Genomic DNA, 20,013 nt, shown 5'->3' on the forward strand with positions numbered 1-20,013 from the left:
AATTCGATAAACTGTCCCGAACAGACCCCATAAGGGGCGTTTTGAGGCAGTGTTCGGCGGTTTTAAATGACAGAGATGGTGTATGGCACGGTCCCCGCGCGGGAAGTTGAGCCGATTCTTCCAAAATGGTGGCGGACGATCGACAAGTGGTCGATGTCCTGTATTTTGATGCTCTTTGGCGTCGGGTTGCTTCTTGGCTTCGCCGCCTCGCCGCCGCTGGCCGAAAAAAACGGGTTTGCACCCTTTCACTATGTGCAACGGCAAGCCGTTTTTGGCTTTATTGCGCTTCTGGCGATGGTGCTGACCTCTATGATGCGCCCGTCACTGGTGCGGCGCCTGGCAATTCTTGGGTTCATTGCGGCCTTTGTGGCGCTGGCGTTTCTGCCTTTCTTTGGCACGGATTTCGGCAAGGGCGCTGTGCGTTGGTATAGCCTTGGCTTTGGGGCAATTCAGCCTTCGGAGTTTTTGAAACCAGGCTTTGTGGTCGTGGCTGCCTGGCTCATTGCGGCCGGGCAGGAAATCAACGGCCCCCCAGGCATGCGCATGAGTTTTATCCTGACGATCCTGATTGTCTTCATGCTTGCGGTGCAACCTGACTTTGGTCAGGCCTGTCTGGTGCTTTTTGGTTGGGGCGTGATGTATTTTGTGGCTGGTGCGCCTATTGTGCTGTTAGTGATCATGGCCGGGCTGGTGGTCGGCGTGGGCACGCTGGCTTATTCCAATTCAGAGCATTTCGCGCGCCGAATTGACGGGTTCCTAAGCCCGGATGTGGACCCCAATACGCAGCTTGGGTTTGCAACAAACGCCATTCGCGAAGGTGGCTTGTTCGGTGTTGGTGTTGGCGAGGGCTCCGTCAAATGGTCGCTGCCCGACGCCCATACTGATTTCATTATTGCGGTTGCGGCTGAAGAATATGGTTTGGTTCTGGTTCTGTTTATCATCGCGCTCTACGCGGCTATTGTGGTGCGGTCGCTCACGCGTCTGATGCGGGAGCGTGACACGTTTATTCGTCTGGCGGGTACCGGGCTGGTGGCGATCCTTGGCGTGCAGGCGATGATCAATATGGGCGTTGCGGTACGGCTTTTGCCAGCCAAGGGCATGACCTTGCCATTCGTGAGCTACGGTGGCTCTTCGCTGGTGGCGATGGGGATAGCCGTGGGCATGCTCTTTGCCTTCACCCGCGCGCGCCCTCAGGGTGAAATCAACGATATTCTGCGCGGACGGGTCCGGTGAGTGACAAACAGCCTCTGTTGGTGATCGCTGCAGGCGGCACCGGCGGGCATATGTTTCCCGCGCAATCGCTGGCCGAGGTGATGCTGCGCCGGGGCTGGCGCGTGCGGCTCTCGACCGATGCGCGCGGCGCGAGGTACACGGGCGGCTTTCCTCATAGCACTGAGGTGGAACAGGTGTCTTCCGCCACCTTCGCGCGGGGCGGTTTGGTCAACAAAATTCTGGCACCGCTGCATATTGCGGGTGGTGTGATGGGTGCGACGCTGCGTATGGCGCGGGTGAAGCCCGATGTGGTGGTGGGGTTCGGCGGCTACCCCACGATCCCCGCGCTGAGTGCGGCCACGATCCTGCGTCTGCCGCGGATGATCCACGAGGCCAATGGTGTGCCGGGGCGGGTGAACCGGCTTTTTGCCAAAAGGGTTGACCGTGTGGCTTGTGGAGTGTGGCCCACGACCTTGCCGGACGGCGCAGAGGCGGTGCATGTCGGCAACCCTGTGCGGCTTGCGGTGCTAGAGCGCGCGGCGGCGGGCTATATTCCTCCGGGAGACTATCCGATGTCGATCCTTGTGATCGGTGGCAGTCAGGGCGCGCGTATCCTGAGTGACGTGATCCCGCCAGCGCTTGCCGCGCTGCCGTCGGACATGCTGCGCAACATCCGCGTGAGCCATCAGGCGCGAGATGAGGATCAGGCGCGCGTGGCCCAGTTTTACGCCGATCAGGGCATCAATGCCGATGTCGAGCCGTTCTTTCGCGATTTGCCCAACCGCATGTCAGAAGCGCAACTGGTGATCAGCCGGGCGGGGGCCTCTTCGGTGGCCGACATTTCGGTGATTGGCCGACCCTCGATCCTGATCCCCTACGCGGCGGCCGCAGATGATCATCAAACCGCCAATGCCAAAGGGTTGTCCGGGGCAGGGGCTGCCATTGTGATCCCTGAATCGCGGCTGGACATCGACACGGTTTCAGAGCAGATAGCCACGGTGCTGAACTCACCCGAGGGCGCGTTGCAGATGTCACAGGCCGCGTTGAGCGTGGCTATGCCGGACGCGCCGCAGCACCTGGCGGATATGGTAGAAGAACTTGCCAGGAGCAGAACGACATGAGGGACCTTTCACTTGAAGGAGCCAAACCGATGAACGCAGCCACCAAGCTTCCGGGCGATGTGGGGCCGATCCACTTTGTGGGCATCGGCGGCATAGGCATGTCGGGCATCGCCGAAGTGCTCCTGAACCACGGCTATACCGTGCAGGGCTCAGACCTCAAACGCTCCAAGATCACAGACAGGCTGGAGGCACAGGGGGCCACGATCTTCGAAGGTCAGGTGGCTGAGAACCTCGAAAATGCCGAAGTCGTGGTCATCTCAAGTGCCATCAAGCCGGGCAATGCAGAACTTGATGAAGCGCGCAAACGCGGTCTGCCAGTGGTGCGGCGTGCCGAGATGCTTGCTGAGTTGATGCGGCTCAAATCCAACGTCGCGGTCGCGGGGACCCATGGTAAGACAACCACTACGACCATGGTCGCCGCAGTGCTGGACCACGGTAAATTCGACCCTACGGTGATCAATGGCGGCATCATCCATGCCTACGATTCCAACGCGCGTGTGGGGCAGGGCGAATGGATGGTGGTGGAGGCCGATGAAAGCGACGGGACCTTTAACCGTCTGCCCGCGACCATTGCGATTGTCACCAATATCGACCCGGAACACATGGAGCATTGGGGCACTGAGGAAAACCTGCATCAGGGTTTCCTCGATTTTGTCTCGAACATCCCGTTCTACGGTCTGGCGATCTGCTGTACCGATGATCCGGATGTGCAGACACTTGTGGGCAAGATCAGCGACCGGCGCGTGGTGACGTTCGGGTTTAATGCGCAGGCCGATGTGCGGGCGATGAACCTGACCTATAAGGCCGGTGTGGCGCATTTTGACGTGGCACTGCAGGCCGAGGATAAAGTGATCGAAGGCTGCAGCTTGCCGATGCCGGGAGATCACAACGTGTCAAATGCGCTGTCGGCGGTGGCTGTGGCGCGTGCGCTTGGCATGAAGCTTGAGGAAATCCGCGAAGCACTTGCGGCGTTCGGAGGGGTGAACCGCCGCTTTACGCGCGTGGGTGAGGTGAATGGCGTGACCATCATCGACGATTATGGCCACCACCCGGTGGAAATCGCCGCCGTATTGAAAGCAGCACGCCAAGCCACAGAAGGGCGTATTATCGCCGTGCATCAGCCGCACCGGTTCACGCGGCTCTCAGGCCTGTTTGACGATTTTTGCGCGTGCTTTAATGACGCTGATGTTGTGGCTATTGCCGAGGTGTTTGCCGCAGGTGAAGACCCCATTGAGGGCGCAAGCCGGGATGATTTGGTCGAGGGGCTTATCCGACACGGTCATCGTCATGCCCGCGCTATTCTGGGCGAAGATGATCTGGAACGGCTGGTGCGGGAGCAGGCAAAACCCGGCGACATGGTGGTGTGCCTTGGGGCCGGTACGATCAGCGCCTGGGCCAACGGGTTGCCAGAGCGGTTGAAGGCGTAGCTTTGTCGCTTTTGGTCATATCCGGTCTCTGGGTGATCGCTGCGACCATCGTGGCGTTTCTGCCCATGCAGTACCAATACGCTCCGGGCATTGCGCTATTGTTGGCGGCGCCAGTTCTCATCTACATGATTGGCCGTGATTTTGGGCTTTTGGTGGGCGTGCTGGCGCTTTTCGCCTTTCTCTCCATGTTTCGCAATCCGCTGCGCTATTTTTTGGAAACGCGCTTTGGGGCAAAAGCCGGAGGTGCCAAAGTGAACCTTTCATTGATCCTCGCCTGCCTCTGGGCCATTGCGGCCAACGTTTTGGCCATGATCCCAAGCAAGGATAACCTGTGGTTTCGCGCCTATGTGCTGATCGGCATCGGTATCCCGCTTTTGGGCTATGTGGTGTATCAAAATGGACCTTGGGTCGGGTTGTTCGTTCTCGCCGCGGGTATGAGCCTCTTGCGCTGGCCGGTTGTTTATCTGGGACGTTGGGGGAGACGCATGCTGGGACGTGGCAAAGAACAATCGTAGCGGTTCGGGAGAAAGACATTGGTTATTGTTGGCCTTGTTCTTGCCATCGCTGTGGGCGTTTTGCTGCCTGCTGTGATCAGCGCTTTGTCCATCCGTCATAGGAGAGGCTGGATTGCGGGGCTGATGGGGGTGGGGTGTTTGATCGGACTTGTCGTGAACAACGCAGCCTCAAATGCCCCCAGTTTCGAAGCCATCGACAACATGGTCCTATCGGCTTTTGTCTTTGGACCTGCGCTTGCTGGAACACTGGCAGGTGCGGCGTTTGGCTGGTGGAAATGGCGGCGCAATGACGGCTGATCTCCCCACACCACGCGGTAAGCTGACACCAGATCGCAGCCTGGCCGAATTGACCTGGCTGCGTGTCGGAGGGCCTGCGGACTGGCTGTTTCAACCGGCTGACGAGGATGATCTTGCGGCGTTTCTGAGAGAGCTTGATCCTGCCGTTCCTGTTTTTCCGATGGGGGTGGGATCAAACCTGATTGTCCGCGATGGCGGTCTTCGGGCCGTTGTGATCCGCCTCGGGCGCGGCTTCAATGCCATAGAGATTGACGGCACGCGGGTCACCGCCGGAGTGGCCGTGCTTGATGCGCATGTTGCCAAACGTGCGGCCGAGGCAGGTGTCGACCTGACCTTCCTGCGCACCATTCCCGGCGCCATCGGCGGAGCCGTGCGCATGAATGCCGGCTGCTATGGGTCATATGTTGCCGATCATTTTGTCAGTGCGCGTGCTGTGACACGCGCAGGCGAGGTTGTGACGCTGACTGCCGACGACCTGAATTTCCGGTACCGCCAAACTGATCTGCCCGAGGGCTGGGTGATCACGCAGGCAACGTTCGAAGGTCGCAAGAGCGATCCGCAAGAGCTTGCCGACCGTATGGAGGCACAGCTAAAAAAACGCGATGAAACCCAACCCACAAAGGACCGTACGGCCGGATCGACCTTTCGTAACCCGGCTGGATTTTCCAGCACCGGGCAGGCAGATGACACGCATGATCTCAAAGCCTGGAAGGTGATTGACGAGGCAGGAATGCGGGGGGCCATGCGCGGTGGCGCGCAGATGAGCCCCAAACATCCCAACTTTCTGGTCAACACCGGAAACGCCACAGCCGCCGATCTCGAGGGATTGGGCGAAGAAGTGCGAAAAAGGGTTTTCGAATCCAGTGGAATAGAGTTACATTGGGAAATCATGAGGGTCGGCGAAACGGCCCCGTCCGGCACTTGAGGCGGACCCAACAAAACAAGGGCTGAAAACAGTCCGAATATTTGAGGCAGTACGGTGGTTTCTTCGAGCGGAAACACCCCGACTGTTGCGGTGATTATGGGCGGCCCCTCGGCTGAGCGCGAGGTGTCGCTGTCCACAGGCAAAGAGTGCGCCGCGGCACTTCGGGACGCAGGATACACGGTGGTCGAGGTCGATGCAGGCCGCGATCTCCCTGCGCGTCTTGCCGAGATTTCTCCTGATGTTGTGTTCAACGCCTTGCATGGTCGCTGGGGTGAGGATGGTTGCGTGCAGGGCATCCTTGAGTGGATGCGCATCCCGTACACCCATTCCGGTGTGCTGGCCTCGTCACTGGCCATGGACAAGCAGAAAAGCAAAGAGGCGTACCGCGCAGTGGGCTTGCCGGTTGTTGAGAGCGTGATTGCGCCACGTGATAAGGTGCGTGCGCGCCATGTGATGGCCCCGCCTTATGTGGTCAAACCCAACAATGAAGGCTCTTCGGTTGGCGTTTATCTGGTGCATGAAGAGGCCAACGGCCCGCCGCAGCTTGACGATGATATGCCGGGTGAAGTCATGGTTGAGGCCTTTGTGCCGGGGCGTGAGCTGACCACCTCCGTGATGGGCGATCGGGCCTTGGGTGTGACCGACATCATCACTGAGGGCTGGTACGATTATGACGCCAAATACAAGGAAGGTGGCTCACGCCATGAAGTGCCTGCAAAGGTCCCGGATGAGATTGCAGCCGCCTGCGAAGACTACGCTTTGCGTGCCCATGCCGCGTTGGGCTGTCGTGGGCTGAGCCGGACGGATTTCCGCTGGGACGAAACACGGGGGCTGGATGGTCTAATCCTGCTTGAGACCAACACGCAACCTGGCATGACGCCTACGTCGCTGAGCCCGGAACAGGCGCAGGTGGCGGGCATTTCTTTCCCCGACTTATGCAAATGGCTTGTGGAGGACGCATCATGCGACAGGTGAAGCGACCCAAGCTGCGCCTCGATCCCGCGCCGTCACGCTGGTCTTATCGGTATCAGCGCCTGATGCTGACGCCGCTTTTCCGTAACATGCTGTTTGTCGGTCTGCCTTTGGGCATCTGTCTTGGGCTTGCGGCCGCTTACCTGGCCCAACCTGAGCGCCGTGAAGCGATTGCGCAGGCCTACACCGACATGCGTGAGCAGATTGAGACGCGACCGGAATTCATGGTCAACCTTCTGGCGATCGAAGGGGCAAGTCGCGACATCGAAGACGATATCCGAGAGATTTTCCCGCATGATCTGCCGTCCAGCTCTTTTGACATTGATCTAGAGGCTGTGCGCGAGATGATCGTGGGTTTGTCGGGCGTAGCGGATGCCCATGTGCGCATCCGACAGGGCGGTGTGATGGTGGCCGAGGTGTCTGAACGTGTGCCGGTTGTGATCTGGCGCACACGCGACGGGCTGGGCTTGGTTGATGCAGAAGGCATTCTTATCGGTGAGGTAGATTCTAGAGCTGCGCGCGCTGACTTACCGGTCATTGCTGGGCAGGGGGCCGACCGCCATGTGCCCGAGGCCCTGGCGTTGATCCAGGCTGCGCGCCCTTTGGGGCACCGGTTGCGCGGGTTGGTGCGGATTGGTGAACGCCGCTGGGACGTGGTGCTGGATGGCGGTCAACGCGTCCTGTTGCCTGAGGCCGCACCTGTGCGCGCCTTGGAGCGGGTGATCGTGCTGGACGATGTGCAGGACATGCTGTCGCGCGATCTGGTGGCGGTCGACATGCGTCTGAATGCGCGGCCCACACTTCGGATGAACACAACGGCAACAGAAGACTGGTGGCAGGCCAAAAGCCTGAACTTGGGGATAAACGCAGAATGATTGAACTATACGATTCACAGCGGGCTATGCGGAACATGCGCCGGGCAGCGATGCAGCGCGGTGTTGTGGCGGTGCTGGATGTGGGAACGTCCAAAATCGCCTGTCTTGTGCTGCGCTTTGATGGATCAGACCGGTTGCATGAGGCCGAGGGTGTCGGCGCGCTGGCAGGGCAGGCAGGGTTCCGTGTCATCGGTGCTGCGACCACGCGGTCGCGTGGGGTGCGCTATGGCGAGGTCGCCACGATGGGCGAGACCGAGCGCGCCATTCGCACGGCGCTTCAGGCGGCGCAGAAGATGGCCAATATCCGCGTGGATCACGTGATTGCCTGTTTCTCGGGCGCGTCACCGCGCAGCTATGGGCTGGCCGGGCAGGTCTCGATTGAAGACACGATGGTGTCAGAACAGGATATCAGCCGCGTTCTTTCGGCCTGTGACGTGCCGGACTATGGCGAAGGGCGCGAAGTGCTGCATGCGCAGCCGGTGAATTTTGCGTTGGATCATCGTTCTGGCCTCATCGACCCAAGAGGGCAGTTGGGACAGGATCTTGCTGTGGACATGCACATGCTGACCGTTGACGGCGCGGCGGTGCAGAACCTGGCGCATTGTATCAAACGCTGCGATCTCGAACTCGCGGGGCTGGCCAGCTCGGCCTATGTCTCGGGCATTTCAGCGCTGGTCGAAGACGAACAGGAACTTGGTGCCGCTTGCATCGATCTTGGCGGTGGCAGTGCAGGCGTGTCGATCTTCATGAAGAAACACATGATCTATTCCGACAGTGTGCGCATTGGCGGCGAGCATGTGACGGGCGATATCTCAATGGGCCTGCAGGTGCCTCAGGCGACCGCGGAGCGAATCAAGACCTTTTATGGCGGCGTGGTGGCCACCGGCATGGATGACCGCGAGATGATCGAGATCGGCGGTGAAACCGGCGATTGGGAGCATGACCGTCGTACCGTGAGCCGTGCAGAGCTGATTGGCATCATGCGACCCCGCGTGGAGGAGATTCTTGAAGAGGTGCGGGCGCGGCTGGATGCTGCAGGGTTCCAGCATCTTCCCAGCCAGCAAATCGTGCTGACCGGTGGCGGCAGCCAGATCCCAGGGCTCGACGGTCTCGCCACGCGCATCCTTGGCCAGCAAGTGCGACTCGGTCGACCATTGCGCGTGCATGGCTTGCCGCAGGCGGCCACCGGCGCGGGATTCGCCAGTGCTGTGGGCATGTGCCTCTTCGCTGCGAATCCCCAGGATGAGTGGTGGGATTTTGAAATTCCTGTGGATCGCTACCCGGCGCGGTCCCTCAAGCGAGCCGTAAAATGGTTCAAGGACAACTGGTAACCGCAATATCTGGAGGTTTCGGCGAAATCCCGCGGCTGTGGATAAGTTTTCCACCAGATTTTGTGTCATTTTTGTGTTTTTAGGGTGACGTAGACGTTAACCAAATGTAGTATCGCGGCAGATTGGCGGAGTCGGGGCTGCCATTTGCAGAACCGGAAAACAGGCATTCAGAAAGCGGACGGAGCAATGACATTACATCTCAGCATGCCAGGTCAGGACAATGACCTGAAACCAAGGATCACCGTATTTGGCGTTGGTGGCGCAGGCGGAAACGCCGTGAACAACATGATCGAAAAGGCGCTTGAAGGCGTGGATTTCGTCGTGGCGAACACTGACGCGCAGGCTCTGTCGCAATCAAATGCCGATGCGCGTATTCAGCTGGGTGTCAAAGTGACCGAAGGGCTGGGCGCGGGGGCGAAAGCGACCGTGGGTGCTGCCGCTGCTGAGGAAAACATTGAACAGATCGTCGATCATCTGGCGGGGGCGCATATGTGCTTTATTACCGCTGGCATGGGTGGCGGCACAGGTACAGGAGCGGCGCCTATCATTGCTCAGGCAGCACGTGAACTTGGTGTGCTAACTGTCGGTGTTGTAACAAAACCTTTCCAATTTGAGGGCGCAAAGCGCATGCGTCAGGCTGAGGAAGGCGTGGAGCAGCTCCAAAAGATGGTCGACACGCTGATCATCATCCCCAATCAAAACCTGTTCCGCCTGGCCAACGAAAAGACAACGTTCACCGAAGCGTTCAGCCTAGCCGATGATGTTCTCTATCAGGGCGTCAAAGGCGTGACGGACCTGATGGTGCGTCCGGGTCTGATCAATCTTGACTTTGCCGACGTCCGCGCGGTGATGGATGAGATGGGTAAGGCCATGATGGGCACCGGCGAGGACGCTGGCGAAGAGCGTGCCGTGCAAGCCGCAGAGAAAGCGATCGCCAACCCGCTTCTGGACGAGATCAGCCTGCGCGGAGCCAAAGGTGTCCTTATTAATATCACCGGCGGTCATGACCTGACGCTCTTCGAACTCGATGAGGCGGCGAACCGGATCCGCGAAGAAGTGGATGCCGATGCCAATATCATTGTTGGCTCTACTCTTGATCCGAGCATGGACGGCCTCATGCGGGTATCAGTCGTGGCCACGGGCATTGATGCGACGGTGGATCACTCTGACATTCCGGTTCCGCGTCGTTCGATGGCGGAACCTTTGACGCCAGCAGCAACGATTGCAGCGAGCGAAGCAGTAGAGGCCCCTCAGGCCGAGGTAGCTGCCGCAGTGGAAGAGCCAAACCTTTTCCAGGGTTTTGATGCGCAGCGCGCTGCGGCAGAGGACCAGATGGAAGACATTTTTGAGCCATCACCTGCAACGGCTGATGACGGCTTGCCTCCTCCGGCCTACACACCTGCGCCCGAGCAGCCTGTGTTTGCGGAAGAAACTCCAAGCGAAGAATTCGTGGCACCTCGCGCCCCAGCGGCTGGCACGCCTTCGCCTGAAGCGATGGCCCGCCTGCAAGCGGCTGTGCAGCGTGCTCCGGCAGCCTCGCTTGCGGCAACACCGCCGGCAGCCCCCATGCCTGCGGCTGAGATGCCGGCAGAGAAACCTCGCTTTGGGATCAATTCATTGATCAATCGCATGACAGGACACGCTGCGGAAAGCGCACCGGAAATGCCGCGCCAGGCACGCCAGCAGCCGCCGGTTCAGTCGACCCAAACCGCGCCTGAACCGCGTGCGGAAGAGGAAGACCAGATCGAAATCCCTGCGTTCCTACGTCGGCAGGCGAATTGACGCTTGGTCAAAAGGACAAGTTTTTCTAAAAGCGGGCTGCATATCGCGGCCCGTTTTTGGTTTAAAAACAATGCACTGACGGTAAAAAAAGCTGACTCGGCGAAATCTTGCCGCGATGACGCCAAGGCATGTTTCAACACGTTGCAAAGAGTGAATTGAGCAATGCCGCAGCTGCACATACACAACAAGTGCCTTCAAGTCGAGGGTGTGGGACAGAGGTTTGTCGTGCAGACAACGATCAACATTCCAGCGACGTTTGCGGGCGTCGGCTTGCATTCGGGTGAGCCGTGCTCAGTGACGATTCGCTCTGCGGGCGCCGATCATGGTATCGTTTTCCGCCGCATGGATGTATCTGCTGACCAACAAGATCTCCCTGCAACTTGGGACAAGGTGAAACAATCGCCACTCTGCACATGTCTGCAGAATGATGCCGGTATCACCGTGTCGACCATCGAACATATCATGGCAGCCTTGTGTGGCTGTGGTGTTCACAACGCGCTGATCGAAGTGTCGGGCCCCGAAGTGCCGATCCTCGATGGCAGCTCAGCAAAGTTTGTTCAGGGCATTCTTGCCGCTGGTGTGCTTCCGCTTGATGCTCCGATCAAAGCATTTCGTGTGCTCAAACCGGTTGAAGTCCGTCGCGGTGATGCGTTGGCGCGGCTGTTGCCGAACGATACCCTGACTATTGAATTCAAAATTGAGTTTGAAGATTCGGCCATTGGGGCACAAAGCAAGGTGCTCAACATGGCCAATGGCAGCTTCATACGTGAGTTGTCGACCTCGCGTACATTCTGTCGTCAGGCGGATGTTGATGCGATGCAGGCCAATGGTCTGGCGTTGGGTGGAAGCTCTGGCGAGAATGCAGTTGTGTTTGACGGAAATCGGGTCGTCAGCCCCGGGGGCTTGCGTCAGCCGGATGAGCCTGTGCGCCACAAGATGCTGGATGCCTTGGGCGATCTGGCTTTGGCCGGCCTTCCAATTCTGGGGTATTATCAGGGGGAGCGCGCTGGTCATGCATTGACCAATGATCTTCTGCGCGCACTTTTCGCTGATCCGGAGGCCTTTGAGGTCGTAACATGCGACGCGGCCATGGCGGCACGCTTGCCCGGCGCAGGTGTCCACTGGGGGGAAATCCCGGAGGTTGCGTGACTTCACATCACTTGTGAAACGCAAATGTGCCAAAGACGTTTTGCACCGGAAAATTATATGCTAGGACGCCAAAGGGTAGGACGAAATTCCTGCGGAGCGTGGGTTACTAAAGGGAACGTGCAAGCATGACTGGCGGCAAATCGCGGATTTGGTTGGCGCCCCTGGTGGTGAGTGCAGCAATCCTGATGGGTTGTAGTGGCGTCAACGGTCGGATTGAGCGTGGTCAGATTGACTACGAGAACTTTACCGCAGAACAGATCTATGGCCGTGCCGAATTCGATCTGGCGCGGGGACGTCATGACCAGGCGGCCACGCTATTTGCCGAAGTGGAAAGGCTCTATCCCTTTTCCGAATGGGCCAAGCGCGCCGTAATTATGCAGGCCTTTGCGCATCATAAAGATGAAAACTACGAAAGCAGCCGCGCCGCTGCGCAGCGGTATATCGATGTCTATCCTGCCGATGGCGATGCGGCCTATGCGCAATATCTTTTGGCGCTGAGCTACTATGATCAGATCGACGAAGTCGGCCGCGATCAGGGCCTGACGTTTCAGGCGCTGCAGAGCCTGCGCGAAGTGATTGAGCGTTACCCTGACAGCGAATATGCCAGCTCGGCGATTCTCAAGTTTGACCTCGCCTTTAACCATCTCGCGGCCAAGGAAATGGAGATTGGGCGTTATTATCTGCGCCGTGATCACTTTACGGCGGCGATCAACCGGTTCCGTGTGGTTGTCGAGGATTTCCAAACCACGACCCACACCGCCGAGGCACTGCACCGACTGGTTGAGGCATACCTGTCACTGGGTTTGACCGATGAGGCCCGCACGGCCGGAGCTATTCTTGGCCATAACTTCCAGGCAACCGAGTGGTATGAAGACAGCTATGCTCTGCTGACAGGTCGCGGTCTGACGCTGGAGGCGTCGGGCGACAACTGGTTGCGTCAGGTTTATCGTCAAATGATCCAGGGCCGCTGGCTCTGATCGGCGGGCAAGGGGCGCTCTATGCTGCGCGCGCTTGAAATTCGCGACATCCTCATCATTGACCGGCTGGAGTTGAACTTTCAGCCGGGCCTCAATGTGCTGACCGGTGAAACCGGCGCGGGCAAGTCGATCTTGCTTGATTCGCTCGGGTTTGTGCTGGGCTGGCGTGGGCGGGCGGATCTCGTGCGGCAAGGGGCCGAGCAGGGGGAAGTGCTGGCTGAGTTTGACCTGTCCCCGGATCATCCTGCCCATACGGTGCTCCAAGAGGCGGGTATCCCGTCGGACGACACGCTGATTCTGCGACGGGTTAACACCGCTGAAGGGCGCAAAACAGCTTGGGTCAATGACCGGCGCTGTTCGGGTGAGGTGCTGCGCGCCCTGTCGGAGTGTCTGGTGGAGTTGCACGGGCAACATGATGACCGTGGATTGCTCAACCCGCGAGGCCATCGCGACCTGCTTGATGCTTTTGGAGAGCTGGAGGCGCCGCGAGAGGCTGTGCGACTCGCTTGGCGGGCGCGCGCTGAGGCGTATAAGGCGCTGGCCGAAGCTGAGGCGGCGCTGGAGAAAGTACGCGGTGAAGAGGATTTCCTGCGTCATGCGGTGGCTGAGCTTGATGCGCTGGCCCCCAAGCCGGGGAGGAGGCCGACCTTGATGCGCGCCGCCGCCTGATGCAACAAGCGGAACGCATTCGCGAAGACATTGCGCGCGCCAGCAGCACGATCAGTGACGGGGCCGAAAACGCGGCGGGTGAGGCGCTTCGTTGGCTCGAAGGCGTTGCTGACCGTGCCGAAGGGCAGCTTGATGCGCCCATTGCAGCTTTGGGGCGGGCCCTGGCCGAGCTGGATGAGGCTGCCAGCGGTGTGACCCGCTGCCTGGAGGCGCTCAGCTTTAACCCGCTGGAGTTGGAAGAGGCCGAGGAGCGCCTCTTTGCCATCCGCGCACAGGCGCGCAAACATGATGTGGCCCCCGATGATCTGGCGGAATTTGCAGAACGCCTGCGTGTGCAGCTTGCGGCTCTGGATCAGGGAGATGCCGATCTTGCCGACTTGAAGAAAGCGGCGGAAGAGGCTGATAAGACGTATGAAAAATATGCAGGTACTTTGAGCAAGGCGCGCGCTGAGGCCGCCAAGGCTTTGGATTCGGCTGTTATGGCCGAACTTGCACCGCTCAAGATGGAACGCGCGATATTTGCCACGCAAATCGACGCCGCCGATCCCGGCGAAAGCGGAACCGACACCGTGACCTTTACCGTGGCGACCAACCCGGGCGCACCGTCGGGGCCTCTGGGAAAGATTGCGTCGGGTGGTGAACTGAGCCGCTTTCTTCTGGCATTGAAGGTCTGCCTGACGGAAGGGCAATCGGGTTTGACCATGATCTTTGACGAGATTGATCGGGGTGTGGGCGGTGCGACCGCCGATGCGGTTGGGCGGCGTCTGGCGCAACTGGCCGAGGATGGTCAGGTTCTGGTCGTGACGCATTCTCCGCAAGTGGCTGCGCGCGGCGCGCACCACTGGCGGGTGGAAAAGCGCGTTGAAGGTGAGGCCACGCTGTCAACCGTGACACCGCTCAAGAACGATGCGCGCGTGGATGAAATCGGACGCATGCTGTCTGGCGACAAGATCACTCCAGAGGCGCGGGCAGCGGCAGAAGCGCTCATGGCCGGATGAGGCGTTTGCCCCCGGGCTCCTGACTGATAGAGTATCCCAAAAGCGTCCAGAGCAGGGTCATGCGCTCCTTTTTTCTTTACTTCATATGTTTCCTGAGCCTTTCCGCAGGGTTTTCTACGGCACAAAGCCGTGCCGAAATTGAGGCGCAGTATCAAGCTTGGTTGAAGCAGGATATCTGGCCTGAGGCCAGTGCACGCGGCGTGTCACGCACCACATTTGAGCAAGCGTTCAAGGGTGTGCGGCTCAACTGGGATCTGCCCGATCTGGTGATCCCGGGACAGACGGCCAAGACGCCGAAGCAGCAGCGTCAGGCAGAATTTGGCAGTCCGGGGCGCTATTTCAATCGCGGCAGCGTGGACGGCGCGAGCTCGGTGGGCCGTCAGATGGCGCGCACGCATGCGGACACGCTGGCACGTGTGGAACGTAAAACCGGCGTGCCGGGGCGCATCATTCTGGGGATTTGGGGCCGAGAAAGCGGCTATGGCCGCGTGGACATCCCGCACAATGCCTTTGAGGTGCTGGGCACCAAGGGGTTCATGAGCCGCCGTGCTGACTATTTCCGGGGTGAGCTTCTTGCCGCGCTGCAGGTTGCAGAGGCGGGCCATGCCGGGGGCGTGCGTCTGCGCAGCAGTTGGGCCGGGGCGCTGGGCCAGCCGCAATTCATGCCATCGAACTTTCTGAAATACGCAGCCGACGGGAATGGCGATGGCAAAGCCGATATCTGGCGCTCTGAGGCGGATACGATTGCCTCCATCGCGCGCTATCTGGCGGAGCATGGCTGGGTCAAAGGGCGTGACTGGGGATTTGAGGTACGCGTGCCTGCGTCGGTGTCCTGCGCTTTGGAAGGTCCTGATCAGGGGCGGCGCATTTCAGACTGGGAGGCCATGGGCATCACCCGCGTTTCAGGCAGACCCTTCCCCGAGCACGAGAAGAAAGGTGAGGGGTTCCTGATGATGCCCGCCGGGCGCAATGGACCGGCTTTTATCGTGACGCCGAATTTCTATGTGCTGAAGGACTACAACACGAGCGATCTCTACGCACTTTTCGTGGGTCATGTCGGTGACCGCATTCAATTTGGCGTGGGAGATTTTGGCGCGCCCTGGGGCAAGGTCGGCGGGCTCTACCGTTCGGATGTCGCCGCGATGCAGGCCGCCTTGGTCGAGATGGGGCATGATGTGGGCGGGGTCGATGGCCTTCCGGGGTTCAAAACCCGCCGCTCGATTGGCCGCTGGCAAGAGGCGACAGGTCAGGCGCCGACCTGTTTTCCCGAGGCACAAATGAAAGCGCTTCTTGTGAAATAAGCGAGGCCGGAAAATTTCAAATTTTCCGGCCCCTCTCAGAATGTTTTTTGGTGTTTACTGCCAGCCAACCGCGTTAAAGATCTTCTGCGCCTCGGGCAGGTTCTTGGCCACGTCCGACAGGCTGACCTCATCGGCCTTGAACTCGCCCATCGCCGCCACGCTGTCCGCCAATGGCACCTCTTTCACAGCCGGGAATTCGTCATTGCCGGCCGAGAAATACTGCTGCGCGCTGTCGCTGGCGAGGTATTCCAGGAACTTGATGGCGTTCTCCTTGTTGGGCGCATGAGCCGCCACGCCGCCGCCAGAGAGGTTCATATGCGTGCCGCGATCGCTTTGGTTGGGGAAGACCCAGCCCAGCATGTCGGTGGAGCCAGAGAGCCCATCCACATCTTTGCGCAGCGACCGTGCGAAATAATAGGTGTTCGATACGGCAATCTCGCATTCACCCGAGACAACGCCGCGAAGCTGATCGGTATCGCCACCTTGGGGGTCGCGTGCCATGTTGGCAACAACACCTTCGGCCCAGGCCTTGGCAGCCTCTGCGCCGTCATGGGTGATGATGCTGGCCAAAAGGGTCTGGTTATAGACGTTGCTAGACGAGCGAATGCAGATCAGGCCTTTGTATTTAGGATCCGCCAAATCGGCGTAGTTTTGTGGCGGTTCGCTGACATCTGCTTTGTCATAGAAAATGATCCGACCGCGTTGTGAGAACCCGAACCACTGGTTGTCGCTGTCCTGCAGGTTGCCTGCGACACGCTCTTCCAGAACGGCGCTGTCAACCGATTGCAGAATACCCGCATACTTGGCGCGTTCCAGCCGCGATGTGTCAACGGTGAGCAGGATATCTGCCGGAGAGTTTTCGCCCTCAGCCGCCATGCGCTGGATCAACTCATCGCCTTTGCCTTCGATCCGGTTGATGGTGATGCCGGTTTGCTCTTCGAAGTCCGAATAGAGCCGTTCATCGGTGTCGTAGTGGCGCGAGGAGTAGAGGTTGAGCTCGCCCTCGGCATAGGCGGGAAGGGCGGTGCAGGTCGCGAGGACCAGGGCGGAAACTGTTCTGAAAGGTGTGGTTTGTGCCATGTGAGAGGCCTTTGCTAAATCCAACTATATTTGTCAGGTAAGCCAAGTGCGCACAAAGATGCAAGCGATATCTTGATTATTTTTGTCGGAAAATAAATTGCCCGCTTGGCAAACAGACCGTGGCTTTAGCTGTGCTCTTCCTCAGACACCGCCGCCATGCCGCGATTGTAGGCCTTGAGCGCATCAACATGGAACAAAACGCCGCGCAGCTCGGGCTTGGCATCCTCGCCGGTCAGGCTGACCACGGGCAGGAACGGCGTGGCAGACCGGTCAAAGATGGGCATCGCAGTTTCCAGTGTCGCGTTGGCATCGATGTAAAGCCCTTCCTCGATCTTGGCCCAACAGGTGTCGGGATCAATTGCCTTGGCGTCTTCCATCGACTGCATCACTTTTGAGACGCGATACATCGACAAGAGATACGCGTGCGGACCGGCGGCAAGGTGAATGCCACGTCGCTCAATTTGCGTCAGGAAGAACGAGCGTTTGACCAGCCGTGCGCTGAGCGCCGTGGACATCGAGACGGCAACCATCACTGCAAGGCCGGTTTGCCAGTCTCCGGTCAGCTCAAACACGATTAGCGTGGTGGAAATCGGTGCGCCAAGGACTGCGGCGGCGACAGCCCCCATTCCAGCCAAAGCGTAGAGCGTGCTGGCCCCAGAGATGTCGGGCAGGATCGAGGTGGCGACGATACCAAAGGCCAGCCCCGTCAACGCCCCCACCATGAGCGAAGGGGAAAACACCCCACCACCCATGCGCCCACCAATGGTGATGGCCACGGCGGCGACCTTCACAATGGTAAAGACAACAACCTCATGCAGCAAAAGCTGCCCGGTGAGGGCGGCTGAGGTCGTCTCATATCCGACGCCGATGATATGCGGGAACCAAATGGCGATCACGCCCAGAAGCAAACCGGCCACCGCAGGGCGAAGCCAGCGGGGCAGGCGGCTGCGCACTTGCACAGCACTGGCCCAATCATCGGCAAAGAAAATGGCGTGCATGAGCGCCGTGGCTACCAGCCCGCAGAGCAAGCCCAACAGCAGAAAGGCCGGTAGTTCCACGTAGAACTCCAGCGCCGAGGCGGTGGGCAGCATGAATTCTGTCACGTCGCCGAATTCCAACCTGTTGATCACGGTGCCTGCGACAGAAGCAATCACGATGGGGGCGAATGCGTGCAGGGCAAAGTGGCGCAGCACCACTTCCAGCGCGAAAAGCGCGCCCGCGATGGGGGCGTTGAATGAGGCCGAAACGGCAGCGGCCACGGCACAGCCCAAAAGGTCCCGCCCGGTGATCCCGTTGGCATGAATGCGGTTGCTGACCCAGGTGGAGATGACCCCGGCCATATGCACCACTGGCCCCTCGCGGCCAGATGAGCCACCCGTGCCCAGCGTGATCATCGAGGCCAGCGCCGAGGCAAGCCCGGCGCGCATTTCTACCCGCCCGTCATGTAGCGCGGCACCTTCGATTACATCCGCCACTGAGCGCACACGCGCATCGGGCGTGAAGTTGTGCAGGATAATCCCGACGATCAGGCCGCCTATGGTCGGGATCAGCACCAGCCAGTACCATGGCAGCGACTGCGCAAAGCTATGGATCATGGTGATGTCTTCGACACCGTAAACCAGTTGCTGCAGCGCCGTGATGCCTTTGCGAAAGAGCAGGGCGGCAAACCCGGCGGCAATCCCTATGGCCAGAGCGATAAACCAGAACTGGATCTGGCTTGGCCCTTGCTTGCGCAAGGCTTTCAACCCCGCTTTGCTGCTGCCCTTGACCGCGCGCCAACGGCTGCGCAGGAAACCTCGCAGGGGGTCACGGGCAGGGGGTTGCGGATCGGGGGTCATGAGCGCATGCTGCCTCTGTGCACGTCCACTTTCCCCCAAATGACACTTGGCCTAATGTGGCGCTGCGCGTGTATCGGGGGAAAAGACTCATGGGCATCCAGGACGCAATCGGTGAATTGTCTTCTCTCTTAGGCCAACGGCTCAGCCGGTCCAAGTCCGATCTGGAGTTGCACGGGGCCAGTGAGACGCATTTTCCTCTGACACCGCCGGATGCAGTGGCCTTTCCCAAGACCACGGAAGACGTTGCGCAGATCGTTGAAATTTGCGCGAGGCATCGTTGCCCGGTTATCGGGTTTGGAACTGGCACCTCTCTGGAGGGGCAGAGCCAGGCCCCAGAAGGTGGCGTGACGGTGGATTTTCAGCATATGAACCAGATTCTTGAGGTATCCCAAGGCGATATGTTCGTGCGCGTGCAGCCAGGTGTCACCCGCGAGGCGCTCAACGAAGAACTGCGCGCCACGGGGCTGTTCTTTCCGGTCGATCCCGGGGCCAATGCCTCGCTGGGCGGGATGGCCTCAACCCGGGCGAGCGGGACAACCGCGGTGAGATACGGCACGATGCGCGACAATGTTCTGGGGCTTGAGGTTGTGACAGCCAAAGGCGAGGTTCTGCGCACCGGGACACGGGCACGCAAGTCCTCATCGGGTTATGATCTGACTGGGCTTTTGGTGGGGTCCGAGGGCACGCTGGGCCTAATTACGGAACTGACTCTGCGCCTGCATGGTATCCCCGAGGCGACCTCGGCGGCGGTCTGTGCCTTTGAGGATGTGCCGCAAGCAGTTGAGACAGTGATTGCGACTATTCAGATGGGCGTGCCCATGGCGCGCATTGAGCTGATGGATGTCGACAGCGTGCGGGCTGTGAACGCTTATGCCGGATCAGATTTGGTCGAAAAGCCGCATTTGCTTTTGGAATTCCACGGCTCGGAAAGTGCGGTCGCCGAGCAAGCAGAGATTTTTGGCGACTTGGCGCAGGATTTCGGCGGCTCAGGATTTCAATGGGCCGCAAAGCCTGAGGACCGCACGGCGCTCTGGTCCATGCGTCACAATGCCTATCACGCGATCCTCGCCAGCCGCCCCGGCGCGCGCTGTCTGGTGACGGATATCTGCGTGCCGATCTCGCGTCTGGCCGAGGCTGTAGAGGCGTGCCGCGCGGATTTGCAAAGCTCGGATATCGAGGGGCCAATCCTGGGCCATGTGGGGGACGGGAATTTCCATGCCTGTTTGCTCTTTGATGAAGCGAACGCGGAGGAGCGCGCGCGCGTCCTGGAGGCCTCCGAGCGACTGGTGGACTTAGCCCTTTCCATGGGCGGCACCGCCACAGGCGAGCACGGCATCGGCATCGGCAAACGCCGCTACATGGAGCGCGAGCATGGGGCAGGCTGGGCGATGATGGGGGCGATTAAAACGGCGCTGGATCCGGATAACATCATGAACCCGGGGAAACTGGTACCGCCGAGGAATTGAGGGGTGTGCCGGGTTCTTGAGCTCAACGGAAACAGAGCTTCATTGCCCCGAAAGGCACGGAATCAAGGGCCGTAGGCC

Annotated in this window: 16 protein-coding genes and 2 pseudogenes; 16 read left to right on the forward strand and 2 right to left on the reverse strand. The window is 59.6% G+C overall.

All coding sequences use genetic code 11. From position 1 onward, the window contains the following. Window positions 1–66: 66 nt before the first annotated feature. The 15 genes and pseudogenes from ftsW to RZS32_RS14795 all read left to right on the forward strand — a co-directional run bounded on the left by ftsW (window position 67) and on the right by RZS32_RS14795 (window position 15,551). Window positions 67–1,233 (forward strand): putative lipid II flippase FtsW, encoded by a 1,167-nt coding sequence (gene ftsW / locus RZS32_RS14725; RefSeq protein ID WP_317057719.1) that lies wholly within the window; start codon window positions 67–69, stop codon window positions 1,231–1,233. After that, window positions 1,230–2,333 carry a UDP-N-acetylglucosamine--N-acetylmuramyl-(pentapeptide) pyrophosphoryl-undecaprenol N-acetylglucosamine transferase gene (locus RZS32_RS14730; protein ID WP_317057720.1) on the forward strand — a complete coding sequence of 368 codons (1,104 nt, stop codon included), beginning with the start codon at window positions 1,230–1,232 and terminating at the stop codon, window positions 2,331–2,333. Before ftsW ends, RZS32_RS14730 begins: the two co-directional genes overlap by 4 nt. 29 nt (window positions 2,334–2,362) lie before the next feature. Next, window positions 2,363–3,760, forward strand: a complete 1,398-nt coding sequence (gene murC, locus RZS32_RS14735) for a UDP-N-acetylmuramate--L-alanine ligase (RefSeq protein ID WP_317057920.1) — start codon at window positions 2,363–2,365, stop codon at window positions 3,758–3,760. A 65-nt stretch (window positions 3,761–3,825) separates the two neighbouring features. Continuing rightward, window positions 3,826–3,918, forward strand: a pseudogene (locus RZS32_RS14740) (UDP-N-acetylmuramate--alanine ligase); the annotation flags it as partial. Between the two features lie 93 nt (window positions 3,919–4,011). Further along, a complete protein-coding gene (locus tag RZS32_RS14745; RefSeq protein WP_317057921.1) occupies window positions 4,012–4,275 on the forward strand; it encodes a DUF2484 family protein in 264 nt (87 codons plus the stop codon). Window positions 4,276–4,293: 18 nt separating this feature from the next. Further along, a complete protein-coding gene (locus tag RZS32_RS14750) occupies window positions 4,294–4,572 on the forward strand; it encodes a hypothetical protein (protein ID WP_317057721.1) in 279 nt (92 codons plus the stop codon). After that, window positions 4,562–5,497, forward strand: coding sequence for a UDP-N-acetylmuramate dehydrogenase (gene murB / locus RZS32_RS14755; RefSeq protein WP_317057722.1), 936 nt, complete (start codon window positions 4,562–4,564; stop codon window positions 5,495–5,497). The genes RZS32_RS14750 and murB overlap by 11 nt, the downstream gene beginning before the upstream one ends. A gap of 96 nt (window positions 5,498–5,593) precedes the next feature. Continuing rightward, window positions 5,594–6,472, forward strand: a complete 879-nt coding sequence (locus RZS32_RS14760; protein ID WP_317057922.1) for a D-alanine--D-alanine ligase — start codon at window positions 5,594–5,596, stop codon at window positions 6,470–6,472. Then, a complete protein-coding gene (locus RZS32_RS14765; RefSeq protein WP_317057723.1) occupies window positions 6,460–7,344 on the forward strand; it encodes a cell division protein FtsQ/DivIB in 885 nt (294 codons plus the stop codon). The genes RZS32_RS14760 and RZS32_RS14765 overlap by 13 nt, the downstream gene beginning before the upstream one ends. Next, the gene (ftsA, locus tag RZS32_RS14770) at window positions 7,341–8,675 is read left to right on the forward strand and encodes a cell division protein FtsA (protein ID WP_317057724.1); all 1,335 of its coding nucleotides are present in this window, start codon (window positions 7,341–7,343) and stop codon (window positions 8,673–8,675) included. Before RZS32_RS14765 ends, ftsA begins: the two co-directional genes overlap by 4 nt. 186 nt (window positions 8,676–8,861) lie before the next feature. Then, the gene (gene ftsZ, locus RZS32_RS14775; RefSeq protein ID WP_317057725.1) at window positions 8,862–10,457 is read left to right on the forward strand and encodes a cell division protein FtsZ; all 1,596 of its coding nucleotides are present in this window, start codon (window positions 8,862–8,864) and stop codon (window positions 10,455–10,457) included. Between the two features lie 225 nt (window positions 10,458–10,682). Next, the gene (gene lpxC / locus RZS32_RS14780) at window positions 10,683–11,606 is read left to right on the forward strand and encodes a UDP-3-O-acyl-N-acetylglucosamine deacetylase (protein WP_339106693.1); all 924 of its coding nucleotides are present in this window, start codon (window positions 10,683–10,685) and stop codon (window positions 11,604–11,606) included. Between the two features lie 125 nt (window positions 11,607–11,731). Beyond that, window positions 11,732–12,583 carry an outer membrane protein assembly factor BamD gene (locus RZS32_RS14785; RefSeq protein WP_317057727.1) on the forward strand — a complete coding sequence of 284 codons (852 nt, stop codon included), beginning with the start codon at window positions 11,732–11,734 and terminating at the stop codon, window positions 12,581–12,583. A gap of 21 nt (window positions 12,584–12,604) precedes the next feature. Beyond that, window positions 12,605–14,250, forward strand: a pseudogene (recN, locus tag RZS32_RS14790) (DNA repair protein RecN). 59 nt (window positions 14,251–14,309) lie between these two features. Next, the gene (locus RZS32_RS14795) at window positions 14,310–15,551 is read left to right on the forward strand and encodes a lytic murein transglycosylase (protein ID WP_339106694.1); all 1,242 of its coding nucleotides are present in this window, start codon (window positions 14,310–14,312) and stop codon (window positions 15,549–15,551) included. A gap of 54 nt (window positions 15,552–15,605) precedes the next feature. Here RZS32_RS14795 and RZS32_RS14800 read toward each other — a convergent pair whose 3' ends face one another. Together RZS32_RS14800 and RZS32_RS14805 are read right to left on the reverse strand one after the other, a co-directional pair. Then, window positions 15,606–16,631: a Fe(3+) ABC transporter substrate-binding protein gene (locus RZS32_RS14800; RefSeq protein WP_317057728.1), complete on the reverse strand. Its 1,026-nt coding sequence runs from the start codon at window positions 16,629–16,631 to the stop codon at window positions 15,606–15,608. Between the two features lie 125 nt (window positions 16,632–16,756). Next, window positions 16,757–18,469, reverse strand: a complete 1,713-nt coding sequence (locus RZS32_RS14805; RefSeq protein WP_317057729.1) for a chloride channel protein — start codon at window positions 18,467–18,469, stop codon at window positions 16,757–16,759. A gap of 89 nt (window positions 18,470–18,558) precedes the next feature. Between RZS32_RS14805 and RZS32_RS14810 the strand changes: the two genes are divergently transcribed. Then, window positions 18,559–19,935: an FAD-binding oxidoreductase gene (locus tag RZS32_RS14810; RefSeq protein WP_317057730.1), complete on the forward strand. Its 1,377-nt coding sequence runs from the start codon at window positions 18,559–18,561 to the stop codon at window positions 19,933–19,935. Window positions 19,936–20,013 lie beyond the last annotated feature (78 nt).

Source organism: Roseovarius sp. W115 (genome assembly GCF_032842945.2).
GTDB lineage: Bacteria > Pseudomonadota > Alphaproteobacteria > Rhodobacterales > Rhodobacteraceae > Roseovarius > Roseovarius rhodophyticola.